We start from the raw sequence: 14,629 nt of genomic DNA on the forward strand, positions 1-14,629 counted from the left end.
CCTTCGACGCCGCGAAACTACATCGAGGCGATGAGCCGGTCCACGCGTTCGTCGACCGAACGGAACGGGTCCTTGCACAGCACGGTGCGCTGGGCCTGATCGTTCAGCTTGAGGTGTACCCAGTCGACGGTGAAATCGCGGCCGGCGGCCTGCGCCGCGGTGATGAAATCGCCGCGGAGCTTGGCGCGCGTGGTCTGCGGGGGCGTGTCCACGGCCGCATCGACCGCATCGTCCTCGGTGATCCGCTTCGCCAGACCCTTACGCTGCAGCAGATCGAACACCCCGCGGCCGCGTTTGATGTCGTGGTAGGCGAGATCCAGCTGAGCGATCTTCGGGTCGGACAACTCCATCCCGTACCGCTCCTGGTAGCGCTGGAACAGTTTCCGTTTGATCACCCAGTCGATCTCGGTATCGACCTTGGCGAAATCCTGGGATTCCACCGCGTCCAAGGTCCGGCCCCACAGATCCACGACCTGGTCGACCTGCGGATCCCGCTCGCGGTTGCGCAGATGCTCGACGGCGCGGGCGTAGTACTCGCGCTGGATATCGAGGGCGCTGGCCTGCCGCCCGCCGGCCAGCCGCACGGGACGACGGCCGGTCAGATCGTGGCTGACCTCGCGGATGGCGCGGATCGGGTTGTCGAGCGCGAAATCGCGGAACGACACACCGGCCTCGATCATCTCCAGCACCAGCGCGGCCGTCCCGACCTTCAGCATGGTGGTGGTCTCGGCCATATTCGAATCGCCGACGATCACATGCAGGCGCCGGTACTTCTCGGCATCGGCATGCGGCTCGTCGCGGGTATTGATGATCGGACGCGACCGGGTGGTTGCCGAGGAGACCCCCTCCCAGATGTGCTCGGCCCGCTGCGACAGGCAGTACGTAGCCGCCTTCGGCGTCTGCAACACCTTCCCGGCGCCGCAGATCAACTGCCGGGTCACCAGGAACGGCAGCAGAACGTCGGAGATCCGGGAGAACTCACCGGCCCGCACGACCAGGAAGTTCTCGTGGCAACCGTAGGAATTGCCGGCCGAATCGGTGTTGTTCTTGAACAGGTAGATATCCCCGCCGATACCCTCCTCCGCGAGGCGCTGCTCGGCGTCGATGAGCAGTTCCTCCAGCACTCGCTCCCCGGCCCGGTCATGGGTGACCAACTGGACCAGGCTGTCGCATTCGGCGGTGGCGTACTCCGGATGCGAACCGACATCGAGGTAGAGCCGGGCGCCGTTCCGGAGGAACACATTGGAACTACGCCCCCATGACACCACCCGGCGGAACAGATACCGGGCCACCTCGTCGGGGCTGAGCCTGCGGTGCCCGTGGAAGGTGCACGTCACACCGAATTCGGTCTCGATCCCCAAGATTCGTCGCTGCACACTATCGAGGTTACAGCGCGGAATGATTCCTGCGGGTGAGTGCGAAAAACGTAATGATTTTGGAGGTGTTGTTTTGCGGCGCCTTCGGCTCCGCCGGTTTCGGCCCCTCGAGGTCCCTGCTGCCAGCACTCGCCGAGCTCGCCCGTACTGCCGGGTGCGGTCCGGTGCGGTGACCGCCTCGGGTGCCCTGATGCGCTTCTCGGCACCAGCGGGGGCGCCTGGGGGCTCCGGGAGGGGTTTGGTCCGAGAACTGCACGGGCCACGTCACCGGGCCGCATCCGGTCGATGCGTCTCGATGACGTGGCCTATCGGCTATTTTTCGCTGTTCTCCTGCTCGCCCTCGCCCGACGAGGCGAGCAGCCGTTCGAGGGCGGTATTGCCGATCCTGCGGAACGCGCGCCGCGGCCGGGCGTGTTCGAGGGTGGCCACCTCGAGGGAATCGAAGCCGAGCGTGCGCTTTTCCTTGTCCGGTCCCTCGGTCACCTGCAGTGCCTCGACCGCGACCCGGATCGCGCCCGACAGGTCCAGGCCCGGCCGGTAGGACTCCTTCAGGGCGGTGACGATGGGTTCGGTCGTACCGCCCATCACCACATAGTCGCGTTCGTCGACGATCGAGCCGTCGAAGGTGATGCGGTAGAGCACCGATTCCGGTTCCTGCTCGGGATAGCTCACCTCGGCGACGCAGATCTCCACCTCGAAGGGTTTGAGCTGGTCGGTGAAGATCGACCCGAGAGTTTGCGCGTAGGCATTGGCCAGCGCCCGGCCGGTGACATCGCGCCGGTCGTACTGGTAACCCCGCAGGTCGGCCTGCAGGATGCCGCCGCGGCGCAGGCTCTCGAATTCGTTGTACTTGCCGACCGCCGCGAACCCGGTGCGGTCGTAGAGTTCGCTCACCTTGTGCAGGGTGGCCGACGGGTTCTCCGCCACGAACACCACACCTTCGGCGTAGGAGAGCACGACAACACTGCGGCCCCGGCCGATCCCTTTACGCGCGAGCTCGGTCTTGTCGCGCATGATCTGCTCGGCGGACGCATACAGCGGCATGGTCATGCCCGTGCGCTCCCTTCTTCGGCGGCCTGGCGGTCCGCGGCGATACCGCGGGCGATCTCCTCGAGCCGGGATTCGGCCACCTCGACCGCACCCTCCTCGTCGATGAGGATCGCCGTCGGGTAGATACCGCGCAGCAGATCGGGCCCGCCGGTGGCGGTATCGTCGTCCGAGGCGTCGACGAGGGATTCGACCGCGATCCGCAAGGCTCGATCGGCGTCTATTCCCTTGGCGTACAGCTTCTTCAACGATGTCCTGGCGAACATCGAACCGGAGCCGACGGCGGTGAAACCGAACCGCTCCTCGCTGCGCCCGCCGACCACGTCGTAGGAGACGATGCGCCCGGCCCGGTCCGGATCCGTGACCTGCGGGTCGAAACCGACCAGCAGCGGTACCACGGCCAGGCCCTGCATGGCGGCCGGGAGGTTGTCGCGCACCATCTTCGACAGCTTGTTGGCCTTGCCGTCGAAGGTGAGCGAAACGCCCTCGATCTTCTCGTAGTGTTCGAGTTCCACCGCGAACAACCGCACCAGTTCGATGGCCATACCCACTGTTCCGGCGATACCGGTCGCCGAGAAGGTATCGGTGATGTGGACCTTCTCCACGTCACGACCGGCCAGCAGGTTGCCCTGGGTGGAGCGCCGGTCGCCGGCGATCAGCACACCGCCGCGGTAGGACACCGCGACCACGGTCGTACCGTGCGGTGCGATATCTCCCGCGGCACCGCCGCCGGGATTCCCGGCGGCGGTGGGCTGCCCCAGCGTGTCGAATCTGTTGCTGGGCAGCAGATCCGGCGCGTGCTGGCGCAAATGTTCGGAAAAGGATGACAGGGCGTACCCCAGATGGAGACGCAAGGGGTCACCTGCGGTCACTGGCCACCTTTCTGCACGTAGGCGCGAACGAAGTCTTCGGCGTTCTCTTCGAGCACATCGTCGATCTCGTCGAGCAGGTCGTCGGTGTCCTCCGCCAGCTTCTCGCGCCGCTCCTGACCGGCGGCGTCTACGCCGTCGACGCCTTCGTCATCGTCGCCGCCCCCGGCGCGTTTGGTCTGCTCTTGTGCCATCGCAGCCGACCTCCTCTGTTTTCCACCGACCGGCGCTCGTTCGCACCGGACGAATCGTGAGCAGCCTGGTGTGCTCGTCATTCAACACTACCCAGCCGGGCCGACACGTAGTCGGATTACGCCCCACCTCGAAGCGAGGAAACCCGCGTGCCGGCCGGGCCCAGCGGTCAGGCGGTAAGCTTCTGCACCAGGTCAGCGGCGGTATCGACGCCGTCGAGCAGATCGCCCACATGAGCTTTGGTCCCACGCCGGGGTTCGAGAGTGGGGATCCGCACGAGCGAATCGCCGCCCAGATCGAAGATCACCGAGTCCCAGCTCGCGGCCGCGATATCGGCACCGAAACGGCGCAGGCATTCACCGCGGAAATAGGCCCGGGTATCGGTGGGCGGCTTGGTCATGGCGTCCAGTACCTGCTGTTCGGTGACCAGGCGTTTCATCGAGCCGCGGGCCACGAGCCGGTTGTACAGCCCCTTGTCGAGGCGGACATCGGAATACTGCAGATCCATCAGATGCAGTTTGGGGGCGGCCCAGCCCAGCCCCTCCCGGCTGCGCATCCCCTCCAGCAGGCGCAGTTTGGCCGGCCAGTCGAGCAGGTCGGCGCATTCCATCGGATCGCGTTCGAGCTTGTCCAGGATCATCGACCAGTTGTCGAGGATATCGCGGACACGCGGGTCGTCGTTGCCCTGTTCCTCGACGAATTTCGCAACACGTTCGTGGTACAGCCGCTGGATCGCGAGCCCGGTGAGTTCCCGGCCGTCGGCCAGGGCGACCTTCGCCTGCAAAGTGGGGTCGTGGCTGATGGTGTGCACCGCGGTGACCGGACGGGCCAGCTGGAACTCGGACAGATCCGCGCCCGATTCGATGAGGTCGAGGACGAGCGCGGTCGTACCGACCTTCAGGTACGTCGACATCTCGGCCAGATTGGCGTCGCCGATGATGACGTGCAGCCGGCGGTATTTGTCGGCGTCGGCGTGCGGTTCGTCGCGGGTGTTGATGATGCCGCGTTTGAGCGTGGTCTCCAGGCCGACCTCGACCTCGATATAGTCGGACCGCTGCGATAGCTGGAACCCCGCGTTGTCCCCGGATTGCCCCATGCCGACCCGCCCGGAGCCGCAGATCACCTGACGGGAGACGAAGAACGGGGTGAGCCCGAGAATGACCGCGTTGAACGGGGTGTCCCGGCTCATCAGATAGTTCTCGTGGGTGCCGTAGGAGGCACCCTTACCGTCGACGTTGTTCTTGTACAACTGCATCCGGGGCGCACCGGGCACACTGGAGGCGTGCCGGGCGGCGGCCTCCATGACCCGTTCACCGGCCTTGTCCCAGATCACCGCGTCCATGGGGTCGGTGACCTCGGGGGCGGAGTATTCGGGGTGGGCGTGGTCGACGTAGAGCCGGGCGCCGTTGGTCAGGATCATATTCGCCGCCCCGACCTCGTCGGCGTCGATCACCGGCGCGGGGCCGTTCATCCGGCTCAGATCGAAACCGCGGGCGTCGCGCAGCGGTGATTCCACCTCGTAGTCCCACCGGGTGCGCTTGGCGCGGGGCACCCCCTCGGCCGCGGCGTATGCCAGTACCGCCTGGGTAGAGGTGAGGATCGGGTTGGCCGACGGTTCGGTCGGTGTGGATATCCCGTACTCGACCTCGATACCGATGATGCGCTGCATGCTATCGAGCGTAGGCGACAATTCGCATTCGGCAGGCGATCGGCGCCCGGCCCGCTCCGGCGAATCATCCCCCGAGTCGTACTTATGGCGGATGCCCGGCCGGGGCACTGCGCCCATGCTCGGGATATGACCAGTACCGCAGCCGATTCCGCACCGGCCGGAGCACCGCCGCGCCCCGCGCGCCTGGTGGCGCTCGATGTGCTGCGCGGTATCGCCATTCTCGGCACCCTCGGCACCAATATCTGGATTCTCACCGACCCGGAGGGCATGGTCGGGTACCTGAACCGGCTCGTCACCGCCCCCGAGGACGGCTGGATGTGGGCGGAAAAGGTGCTGCAGCAACTCGCCCAGGGGAAGTTCCTGGGGCTGCTCACCGTCATGTTCGGGATCGGTCTGGCCATCCAGCAGGCCTCGGCCCGGCGAGGTGACCGGCGCTGGCCCGGTAAGTATCCGTGGCGGGCTGCGCTGCTGTTCCTCGACGGTCTGCTCAATTTCCTGCTGATCGCGGAGTTCGATGTACTGATGGGGTATGCGGTGACGGCCCTGATCGTCGCGTTCCTGCTCGCCCGGAGTCCGCGGGCCCAGGGACGGTGGCTGATCGGCATGCTGTGCCTGCACCTCACCTTGATCGCGTTGTACGCCCTGAGTCTCACCGTGGCCGGGTCCACGGACAGTTCCGGCGCCGAACCACTGTCGCCCAATCCTTACGCCGACGGATCGTTCTGGGACCTGGTGCTGTTCCGGATAGAGAACGCCGGTCTGTTCCGGGTCGAGGCGGTGCTGATCCTGCCGCTGTCGATCGCGTTGTTCCTCGTCGGCGCCCGGCTGTTCCACGCGGGTGTCTTCGCGCCTGGTGGTACCCGATTGCGCCGCCGGCTGCTGGTGCTCGGTTTCGGCATCGCCGCGCCTGTCGATCTGCTGCTCGGCGTGTTCGGCGGCGGTGACTGGGTGCTGGTGACCCGGTACGCGGTCGCACCGCTGGTATCGCTGGCCATCCTGGCCCTGGTCGCCGAGTTCTACGTACGCCGGCCCGCGACCGGATTCACCGGCCGGAGGTTGTCGGAGATCGGCCGCGCCGCGCTCAGCTGCTACATCCTGCAGAACCTGGTGGCAGCGATCATCTGCTACGGCTGGGGCTTCGGGCTGGCCGCGCGGTTCGCGCCGGACGCCCGGGTCCCGTTCACAATCGCCACCTATCTGGTGGTGGTCCTGGTGGTCGCGCTCTTCGCGCATTTCTGGCTGCGCCGGTTCGAACGCGGGCCGGTCGAATGGCTCTGGCATGCCGGCTATCGGCGGGTCGCCGGGTCGTAGCAACCCAACAATTTTGCCCACTAGGAATTATTGCCCAGCGGGCAGGTTTATGGGAGGCTGGATGCATGGCCGAGAAACCACCCCCGGGCCTGCGGGAACGAAAGAAGCGCGATACCCGCAAGGCACTCAGCGATGCCGCGCTGGAGCTGATGTTCGAGCGCGGCATCGACAATGTGGTCCGGGAGGACATCGCCGAACGCGCCGGGGTATCGGTACGCACCTTCAACAACTACTTCGCCGGAAAATTCGAAGCCCTGGCCTACCGGCATATAGAACGCCTGCGCCGCAGCGCCGCCCTGCTACTCACCCGCCCGACCGGCGAACCCCTGTGGACCGCGCTGACCGAGGCACTCGTCGAACCCCTGCGCGAAGACGGCGCCGGCGGTCCGCCCACACCCGAGATGCTCGCCGAAACCCGCAAACTGCGGGCCGCACCCGAGATGCAGGCCGCCGCGGCGAAAGCACTCGGCGACGAGCTCACCGTTGCGATCGCGCAGCGTACTGGCACCCGGCCCACCGACCTGTACCCCGAACTGGTCGCGGCCACGGTCAACGCCGCCTATCTGGTCGCGCTCGACGCCTACTCGCACTCCGACCCGCCGACCCCGGTCACGACCGTCCTGCGCGAGGTCCTGGCGCAACTGTCCCAGGGGCTCCCGGCACCGGCCGACTGAACATCCCGGGCACTCCGGCACCGGGACGGCACGCCACCGCCTCGGCACCGGCAGAAACCGGCGTCGATACCGTCCGGCCGCACCGACCCGATTCCGTTCCCATCTGCGCACACCGTCACGACCGGACCGCAAGAGACCTCGCCCGGCTCGTACACACCTGCTCACCCGCACGCCGTCACGGCCGGACTGCCAGGGATCGCGCCCTGGCTTCACACGGCTCCCTCGCCATACAACGCATCGCCGGGACGCAGCCACCGAACATCCACGAACTGCAGAGGTTCCTCCTGCCGGTAGCCGCCGAAATTCGTCCGAATACCCGGGCCACCAGACACCCGCTCACCCCAGCACTCGCCCGCATGCCCTACGCACCCGCCTCCCAGTTGTAGGCGCGCCACCGCTGTCCACATTTCGACGCTCGAACCGAACGGCGAAGTCCCGCCTCGAAAAGGAAGTCCGCGCATGTCCGAAAACAGAACCCACGAATCCGAGCACGACGTGATCATTGCCGGCGCCGGGCCGAACGGACTGATGCTGGCCTGTGAACTCGCGCTCGGCGGGATCCGCCCGGTCGTTCTCGACCCGCTGCCCGGACCGAGTGATGAACCCAAGGCCAACGGGCTAGTCGGCCAGGTGGTGCGGCTTCTCGATATGCGCGGGCTGTACCCGGGTTTCGCGGCGGAACTCGCGCGGCTCGGCTTCCCCATCGAGCCCGGGATTCCGGAGCCCGCGCCGCGCTATATCTTCGCCGGAATGACACTGGAACTGGCGGAGGTACCGGACACCCCGCTCTACGGCCTACCGGTCCCGCAGCCAGTTCTGGTCCGGCTGCTCGCCGACCGCGCCCGCGAACTCGGCGCCGATATCCGGTGGGGACACAGCCTCGGGGATTTCACCGAATCCGACGAGGCGATCACCGCGACGGTAAGCCGCTGCGGCGGTGTTAGTTACCGGGTCACCGCGCAGATCCTGGTCGCGGCGGACGGGGGTCGCAGCCCGGTCCGCAAGAAGCTCGGGATCGGTTTCTCCGGGATCACCGCCGGCAACCACATCGGCCGGCTGGGCCACGCCGAGATCCCGGCCGAACTCCGCACGCCCGACGGAGGGCTCGAGATTCCCGGCGCCGGATACTTCCATTTCGGGCACAACAGGATCGAAAACGGGGGGATGTTCGTATTCGCCGAATTGATCCCCGGTAAACCTCTGGTCAGCGTGCACGAACACAATGCCGCGCCGGTCGCGCCGGATACCCCGATGACCTTCGACGAGCTGCGGGACAGCGTTCGCCGCGTTATCGGCGCGGATCTGCCGATGCGGCCGCCGGCAGGTCCGGGACCACATGCGTTGCGGCGTATCGTCGACCAGAACACCCGCCTGGCCGATCACTACCGGAAAGGCCGGGTTCTGCTGCTCGGCGATGCGGCCCATGTCCATTCGGCCATCGGCGGCCCCGGCCTGAACCTGGGTTTGCAGGATGCCGTCAATCTGGGGTGGAAGCTGGCCGCGTACCTGCGCGGAACGGCACCGCACGGGCTGCTCGACACCTACGAGAGCGAACGGCGACCGGTTGCCGAACGTGTCATCCTGCACAGCCTCTCCCAGACCGCGCTGCTGGCCCCCGGCCCGGAAGTGACCGCGCTGCGCGAACTGTTCGCCGAGTTGCTCGAAATCCCCCAGGTAGCCGGGCATATCGGGCATCTGCTCGCCGGCTCCGATGTGCGCTACGACGTCGGCGATAACCACGCGCTCGCGGGGCGCCTGGTCCCCGATCTCGCCATGGAGACCGCGGACGGTACGCGGCGGGTCGCCGATCTGCTGCACAACGCTCGCCCGCTGCTGCTGGATCTCGGAGCCGGGGTCGCCGCGACCGCGGGCAACCGGGGCGATCTCGCGGTCGTCACCGCCACCAGCTCCGATACCGAGGCGACTGCCCTGCTCATCCGGCCCGACGGCTATATCGCCTGGGCCACAGATAATTCCATCACAGGCCTGCAGACGGCCCTCGACCGCTGGCTCGGCCCGGCGCGACCGGCTCCTCCGCACATCGTCTGACGACGCCGGGGCTCGGTCGATCACCAGCGGTCGAGTCGCGAACAAGCCCCGACCAGCACGCGACCGCCGCCCGCCACTGGGTGGCCGGGCTCGCAACCGGCCCGCGAGGGTGAATTCGCGCACGCCGAGCCACTGTCGAGTTGTCCGACACACTGCGGCGTTCCGGCTGTACTTGCCGCCCGGCTGCCACGATGATCCTGATCGGATACCGGCCGGCGCACGCCCCGCGGACGGCCGCCCTGATCCGGAGGGAGTACGGGATGCAGCCGAACGGCACCGGCAGCGAGTCGGAGAACGGCACCGCGGTCGCGGCGCGAGCGGAGACCGGACCGACCCGGCGCCGAACCGCCGTACGGGCGTGGCTGGGCCCCATCCTGGTCATCACCGCGCTGATGGGCCTGCTGTCGACCATGTACCTGGGCTACGTGATCGACCCGGAGAAGAACCTGCACGAGTTCCCGATCGCGCTGGTGAATCAGGACGACGGTGAGATACGCGACGGCACGCCGATCAATATCGGTGACCAGATCACCGGCGCACTCACCGAACAGATTCCGGCGGACAAGATCGACCTGCGGGTGACCGGTATCGCGGAGGCTCAGCGGCTGCTCGGCAACGGCGAGATCTACGGGGCGATCGTGTTGCCCAGTGATCTGTCGAAGCGACTGTCCATCCTCGGCGCCGGCTCGGTGGTTCCCGGTGATATCGACCGCCCGGCGATCACCGTGATCACCAACCCCCGCACCGGCACCTATGCCACCCAGATCTTGCAAACAGTGACCGATCGAGCCCTGACGCAGGTCGACACCGAGGTCGGTAAGCAGCTCACCGCGACTGTCGAAGCCGAACTGGGTTCCGCGCCCGGCGGTGGCCCCGAACTCAGCGGCGCCGCCCGCCTCGTCCTGGCGGATCCGATCGACGTGATCACCGAGCCCTACCGACCGCTGCCGGACGGGACCGGGCAAGGACTGTCCGCGTTCTTCTACACGCTGCTGGTGGTTCTGGCCGGGTTCACCGGCGCCATGATCGTGCACACCATGGTCGATTCGGCGCTCGGTTTCATTCCCACCGAGTACGGCCCCTGGTTCGTCCACCACCCCACCGCGCCGCATTCGCGGCTCCGCACGCTGCTGCTGAAATGGGGGGTGATCGCGGTGACGGCGCCGATTGTCTCCGGGGTCTTCCTCGGAATCGGACATCTGCTGAATATGCCGATCACCCATGGCCCGGCGCTGTTCCTGTTCAGCACGCTGGCGATCGTGGCCGTCGGGGTGACCGCGCTTTCTGTTCTGGCGACGTTCGGCTCGGCCGGTCTGCTGATCAATCTGGTGCTGTTCATCGTTCTCGGCCTGCCCTCCGCCGGGGCCACAATCCCACTCGAGGCGACTCCGCGGTATATGGCGTGGCTGGCCGCCTTCGAGCCGATGCACCAGATCTATCTCGGTGTCCGGGCGATTCTGTACTTCGACCTCGGCAACGGCCTCGTGCACGCGGTCTGGATGAGTCTGGCCGGATTGGCGATAGGACTCGTCCTGGGCGCGGTCACCACCTTCGTCTACGACCGGAAGGGCCTGGAACGGCGCAGCCGCTGAGCGGCACGGTGTCACGACGCTGAGCGGCACAGTGTCACAGCGCTGAGCGGCACAGTGTCACAGCGCTGAGCGGGCTGCCGCGCGACACTGCGCAATATCGGTCAAGCGGATCGGTGTGCCGAGCCGACAGACTCTATCCGTGACCACCCGACGCGACCGACTGCGCGAACTACTGGATGCCGTTCTCGACGAGGACAACACCACCCTCGGCCGGATGGCCGCGGGCGTCTACTCTTCGCCGTTCCATTTCGCCCGGCAGTTCAGCCGGGGCACCGGCGAATCACCGGTGAGCCTGCGGCGTCGCGTACTGCTGGAACGGGCCTGCTGGCAGCTCGGCGCGGGCGCCACCGTGACCGAGGTGGCCTTCGCCGCGGGCTACGACACCGTCGAGGGGTTCAGCCGGGCGTTCACCCGCGCGTTCGGTCATCCGCCGAGCGCGACCCCGCCGCCGGTCGGCCGGGCACCCCGCTGGTTGCCCGCGGCGAACGGGATCCATTTCCATCCCCCCATGTCGCTGTGGGTCGAAGGGGAACCGAAAGGACGGTCCGATATGGATCCGACCGCGCTGCTGCTGCACCACGATCTCGACGACACTCGGCTGCTGTTGAAAGCGGCGACCGGATTGAGCGAGGAACAGTATCGGTGTTCCCGCGCCGGCGCGGCGACCGTACTGCCGTGGGACGGGCCGGAGGAGTCGATCGCCGCGGTACTGGACCATCTGATCCGGACCAAGGAATCGTGGCTCGCCTCGATCGACGGCGCAGATACACCCGAGCACGGCGGCGACGATATCCCCACGCTGCTGGCCCGGCTCGACGATGTGGGCCCGCGCTGGCTGGACACAGTCCGCGAGATCGATCGGCGCGGCGGCTGGGGTGACACCCTGATCGACGCACTATGCGATCCGCCGGAGAGTTTCCTGCTCGGCAGCGTCATCGCCCATGTGCTCACCTACTCCGCGTATCGCCGCCAGCAGGTGCGGTACTGGATTCGCGGGGACGCACCGGCCGACGATGCCGTCGGCTGGGGCGATCCGATCGAATGGCTACGAAAGCGAGACTGAATTGACCAACCCGCAGACCTCCCCGCGCACCGTCTACAACACGGCGACCAGCCTGGACGGCTATATCGCCACCCCGGATCACTCACTGGACTGGCTGCTGTCGCGCGAAGCCGACGAATCCGGGCCGATGGGTTTCACCGAATTCCTCGCCGGAGTGGGTGCGATCGTCATGGGCGCCAACACCTACCAGTGGATCCTCGACCACGAAGGCGCGGAGCCGTGGCCCTACGAAGTGCCGTCCTGGGTGTGCACCCACCGTGACTTCCCGGCCCGCACCGACGCCGATATCCGTTTCACCCGTGCGGATATTCCCGAGTTGCACAAGGTGATGACCGAGGTGGCGGGCGGTAAGAACCTCTGGGTCGTCGGCGGCGGCGAACTCGCGGGCGCATTCGCCGACCACGGCCTACTGGACGAGATCATCGTCTCCATCGCCCCGGTAACCCTGGGCGCCGGCGCCCCACTGCTGCCCCGCGAACTGGAACTGCGGGTCACCGAGGTGGCGGCCAACGGCGAATTCGCCTGCGTCCGTTATGAGATGGTCCGTGAACCGGCCGGAACAACCGGGCCCGCAGACGGTGATCAGGGCGAGCACGCTGCCCGGTAGACCCCGTAGGCCCCTTGCACCCTGCTAGCTCGAGTTTTTACCTCTCAGCTGGTGGTTTCTGGAGTTTCCGCGAGGTCGCGGCGCAGCTTTCCGGGGAGGTCCGCGCACAACACTGCATCCACCAGATCGAACGCCGCATCCGCCCGCCGAGCCAGGCACTGGTAGAACTCCCGCCGAAACCCCGAGAAAGGTCCCCGACCGTGCCGGCGCAGCCGGTGTCGTGCACACTGTTCACCTGAAGCCCTTGGTGGTCGAAAGTCTTTCTGTCGCAAGAGGACATGATCAACCAAGGGCTTCATCCATGATCACCCGGGGTCACAAGACACCAGCTCGGAGGTTAAAACTCGAGCAAGGCCGCCGGCCGGAGCCAGTTGATCAATTCGTGTGGCAACGACCCCTGGAAACCGCCCGGTGACACCCGGGCCTGTGCCGGGACGGCGCCGCCGGTCGGATCACCACACGAGAGTTGGACTCTTGTAGACCTCGACTCTGCCGTCGCCCCATTTCACCGCCAGCTCGGAGTGGTACTTGCGGCCGGCGGTCGGGTCGCCCAGGGGCCCTGGGCGATACGACTTGTCCAGCTCACACGGTCCCTCAGTCGGCGTGAAGACCGGCCCGGGGTCGTCGCTGACGTCGTCGTACAGACCAAGCGTGATGGTGCAGTCGTCCGAGACATTCGTGGTGCTCCAATAGCTGAGAGTGCCGGAGTTGTCCTTCATCACGCAGATCCGCAGATTACTCGGACCGTCACACAACTCCTGTCCAGGAGGCGTGGTCGACGAGACCGGGGATGCCGGGGCGGAGTTGATGACCGATGTCCCACCACTGCTGGAATCAGCAGTGGTGGGCGGCGTGCTGGTGGCCCACTCCACGACGATCGCGAGGATCGCGATGGGGATTGCGACGACCGCGGCTATCCCGCCGATCTTCGGCCAGTTGGGGCCGGTAGGCCCGCCACCACTGCCGCCTCCGAAAGGTGTCGGGTCAGCCGTCAATGTTCTGTTCTCCCCCTGGGTATTCCGCGAAGTCGGCTCGGTGTCCGTTGAGGTCCCATGCTGTCATGACGACAGGTTAACCTCGATTATTTTCTCGAGTTGTGGGGTTCGTTCGGCCGGGTTCGGGTTGGTTGATTTTGCTGGTCGGCGACAACTACAGCACCCACAAGACACCGACCGTGGCGAAGTGGCTCGCGTCGTATCCGCGGTTCCACATGCATTCACCCCGACCCATTCGTCCTGGCTCAACCAGGTCGAACGCTGGTTCGGCCTGCTCACCGATCAGCAACTCCGCCGCGGTGCCCACAAAAATGTTGCCGCACTGGAGAAATCGATACGCGACTGGATAGCCGCCTGGAACGAGAACCCCACACCGTTCGTCTGGACCAAGACCTCTGATGAGATCCTGGAACGGCTCGCCTCATATTTGCAACGAATTCCCGGCGCGAGACACTAGCCGGCGGAAACGGAAGCCGTCCAGGACGCGAAGGCCCGCGGATTGCGGGTTTGCAGCAGCACCCGGCCGGGGCCGGTGAAATCGAAGACCAGCCCCTCCCCCGATTTCAGCGATTGCAGCGAGCGCCCGGAAACCGCGCGGCGGATGGTGAACTGCATCGCGAGGTCGTAGGCAACCACATGCCCGGTATCGATGCTGACCTGCTCGCCGGGCGCCAGATCGAATGCGTCGATGGCACCGAACACGCCGACCACCACCTCCCCCTGGCCCTCCGCGCGGAGCCCGAAGCCACCTTCACCCCCGAAGAGGTTCGCGAAACCGCCCCACTGACTCTCCACTCGCACCCCGGCCGAATGCGCGATCCAGCCGCCGCGGCTGATGAAGTACGGGCGGTCCGCGGTGATCGGCAGCGCGAGCATGTCACCGGGCAGCGAGGGGGCCACATCCACCCAGCCGCCGTTCGCGGGTGCGGTGAAGGTGGAGACGAAGAACGATTCGCCCGAGAGCACCGAACGTTTGATCCCGGCCAGGATACCGCCCTCAGCCTTGGCTTCCAGCGTCACTCCGGCCGAATGCGCCACCATGGCGCCGCTTTCCACCCGCACCGGTTCCCCGCCCGCCAGCACACAACGCGCCACGGTGGACGAGGGGTTGTGCCGCAGTTCAACTTTCATGAGCCGACACTACCGCCCCCGTGTGACACCGGCCGATGTTCGGTGCGCGACCGC

At 66.7% G+C, this 14,629-nt stretch carries 14 protein-coding genes; 7 read left to right on the top strand and 7 right to left on the bottom strand.

What is annotated here, in order from left to right; all coding sequences use genetic code 11:
- Positions 1–17: 17 nt before the first annotated feature.
- The 5 genes from pafA to dop form a co-directional block, all read right to left on the bottom strand.
- Entirely contained in the window at positions 18–1,376 is a 1,359-nt protein-coding gene (pafA, locus tag ON22_RS14050) for a Pup--protein ligase (protein ID WP_033241763.1), read from the bottom strand.
- Positions 1,377–1,688: 312 nt separating this feature from the next.
- Positions 1,689–2,426 (bottom strand): proteasome subunit alpha, encoded by a 738-nt coding sequence (prcA, locus tag ON22_RS14055; protein WP_033241762.1) that lies wholly within the window; start codon positions 2,424–2,426, stop codon positions 1,689–1,691.
- Positions 2,423–3,295: a proteasome subunit beta gene (gene prcB, locus ON22_RS14060; protein WP_033241761.1), complete on the bottom strand. Its 873-nt coding sequence runs from the start codon at positions 3,293–3,295 to the stop codon at positions 2,423–2,425. The genes prcA and prcB overlap by 4 nt, the downstream gene beginning before the upstream one ends.
- The gene (locus ON22_RS14065; protein ID WP_030521323.1) at positions 3,292–3,486 is read right to left on the bottom strand and encodes a ubiquitin-like protein Pup; all 195 of its coding nucleotides are present in this window, start codon (positions 3,484–3,486) and stop codon (positions 3,292–3,294) included. The genes prcB and ON22_RS14065 overlap by 4 nt, the downstream gene beginning before the upstream one ends.
- Positions 3,487–3,653: 167 nt before the next feature.
- Positions 3,654–5,153: a depupylase/deamidase Dop gene (gene dop / locus ON22_RS14070; RefSeq protein ID WP_033241760.1), complete on the bottom strand. Its 1,500-nt coding sequence runs from the start codon at positions 5,151–5,153 to the stop codon at positions 3,654–3,656.
- Between the two features lie 126 nt (positions 5,154–5,279).
- On the opposite strand from dop, the gene ON22_RS14075 reads away from it, so the two are divergent.
- From ON22_RS14075 to ON22_RS14100, 6 genes are all read left to right on the top strand, one after another.
- On the top strand, positions 5,280–6,464 hold the full coding sequence (locus ON22_RS14075) for a DUF418 domain-containing protein (RefSeq protein ID WP_033242362.1): 1,185 nt from the start codon (positions 5,280–5,282) through the stop codon (positions 6,462–6,464).
- Positions 6,465–6,529: 65 nt separating this feature from the next.
- Positions 6,530–7,138 carry a TetR/AcrR family transcriptional regulator gene (locus ON22_RS14080; protein ID WP_033241759.1) on the top strand — a complete coding sequence of 203 codons (609 nt, stop codon included), beginning with the start codon at positions 6,530–6,532 and terminating at the stop codon, positions 7,136–7,138.
- A gap of 459 nt (positions 7,139–7,597) precedes the next feature.
- Positions 7,598–9,187: an FAD-dependent monooxygenase gene (locus ON22_RS14085; RefSeq protein ID WP_033241758.1), complete on the top strand. Its 1,590-nt coding sequence runs from the start codon at positions 7,598–7,600 to the stop codon at positions 9,185–9,187.
- Positions 9,188–9,447: 260 nt separating this feature from the next.
- On the top strand, positions 9,448–10,779 hold the full coding sequence (locus ON22_RS14090; protein WP_081595578.1) for a YhgE/Pip domain-containing protein: 1,332 nt from the start codon (positions 9,448–9,450) through the stop codon (positions 10,777–10,779).
- Between the two features lie 139 nt (positions 10,780–10,918).
- Entirely contained in the window at positions 10,919–11,842 is a 924-nt protein-coding gene (locus ON22_RS14095; protein WP_033241757.1) for a helix-turn-helix domain-containing protein, read from the top strand.
- 1 nt (position 11,843) lies between these two features.
- Positions 11,844–12,449, top strand: coding sequence for a dihydrofolate reductase family protein (locus ON22_RS14100; protein ID WP_051157607.1), 606 nt, complete (start codon positions 11,844–11,846; stop codon positions 12,447–12,449).
- A gap of 452 nt (positions 12,450–12,901) precedes the next feature.
- Here the strand turns inward: ON22_RS14100 and ON22_RS37550 are convergent, their stop codons facing one another.
- Positions 12,902–13,168 (bottom strand): hypothetical protein, encoded by a 267-nt coding sequence (locus tag ON22_RS37550; RefSeq protein WP_033241756.1) that lies wholly within the window; start codon positions 13,166–13,168, stop codon positions 12,902–12,904.
- A gap of 52 nt (positions 13,169–13,220) precedes the next feature.
- Between ON22_RS37550 and ON22_RS37555 the strand changes: the two genes are divergently transcribed.
- Entirely contained in the window at positions 13,221–13,901 is a 681-nt protein-coding gene (locus tag ON22_RS37555) for a hypothetical protein (protein ID WP_197039609.1), read from the top strand.
- Here ON22_RS37555 and ON22_RS14115 read toward each other — a convergent pair.
- Positions 13,898–14,575, bottom strand: coding sequence for a TIGR00266 family protein (locus ON22_RS14115; protein ID WP_033241754.1), 678 nt, complete (start codon positions 14,573–14,575; stop codon positions 13,898–13,900). The two genes, ON22_RS37555 and ON22_RS14115, sit on opposite strands and share 4 nt — an antisense overlap.
- Positions 14,576–14,629: the final 54 nt, after the last annotated feature.

It is taken from the genome of Nocardia carnea NBRC 14403 (assembly GCF_000308515.1).
In the GTDB taxonomy this organism is placed as follows: Bacteria; Actinomycetota; Actinomycetes; order Mycobacteriales; family Mycobacteriaceae; genus Nocardia; species Nocardia carnea.

Excerpts from the sequence above, each read along its gene's own strand:
- ON22_RS14115 (WP_033241754.1), bottom strand. The coding sequence starts at position 14,575 with ATGAAAGTTGAACTGCGGCACAACCCCTCGTCCACCGTGGCGCGTTGT.
- ON22_RS14075 (WP_033242362.1), top strand. The coding sequence starts at position 5,280 with ATGACCAGTACCGCAGCCGATTCCGCACCGGCCGGAGCACCGCCGCGC.
- prcA (WP_033241762.1), bottom strand. The coding sequence starts at position 2,426 with ATGACCATGCCGCTGTATGCGTCCGCCGAGCAGATCATGCGCGACAAG.
- ON22_RS14085 (WP_033241758.1), top strand. The coding sequence starts at position 7,598 with ATGTCCGAAAACAGAACCCACGAATCCGAGCACGACGTGATCATTGCC.
- dop (WP_033241760.1), bottom strand. The coding sequence starts at position 5,153 with ATGCAGCGCATCATCGGTATCGAGGTCGAGTACGGGATATCCACACCG.
- ON22_RS14090 (WP_081595578.1), top strand. The coding sequence starts at position 9,448 with ATGCAGCCGAACGGCACCGGCAGCGAGTCGGAGAACGGCACCGCGGTC.
- ON22_RS14065 (WP_030521323.1), bottom strand. The coding sequence starts at position 3,486 with ATGGCACAAGAGCAGACCAAACGCGCCGGGGGCGGCGACGATGACGAA.
- ON22_RS37550 (WP_033241756.1), bottom strand. The coding sequence starts at position 13,168 with ATGAAGGACAACTCCGGCACTCTCAGCTATTGGAGCACCACGAATGTC.
- ON22_RS14080 (WP_033241759.1), top strand. The coding sequence starts at position 6,530 with ATGGCCGAGAAACCACCCCCGGGCCTGCGGGAACGAAAGAAGCGCGAT.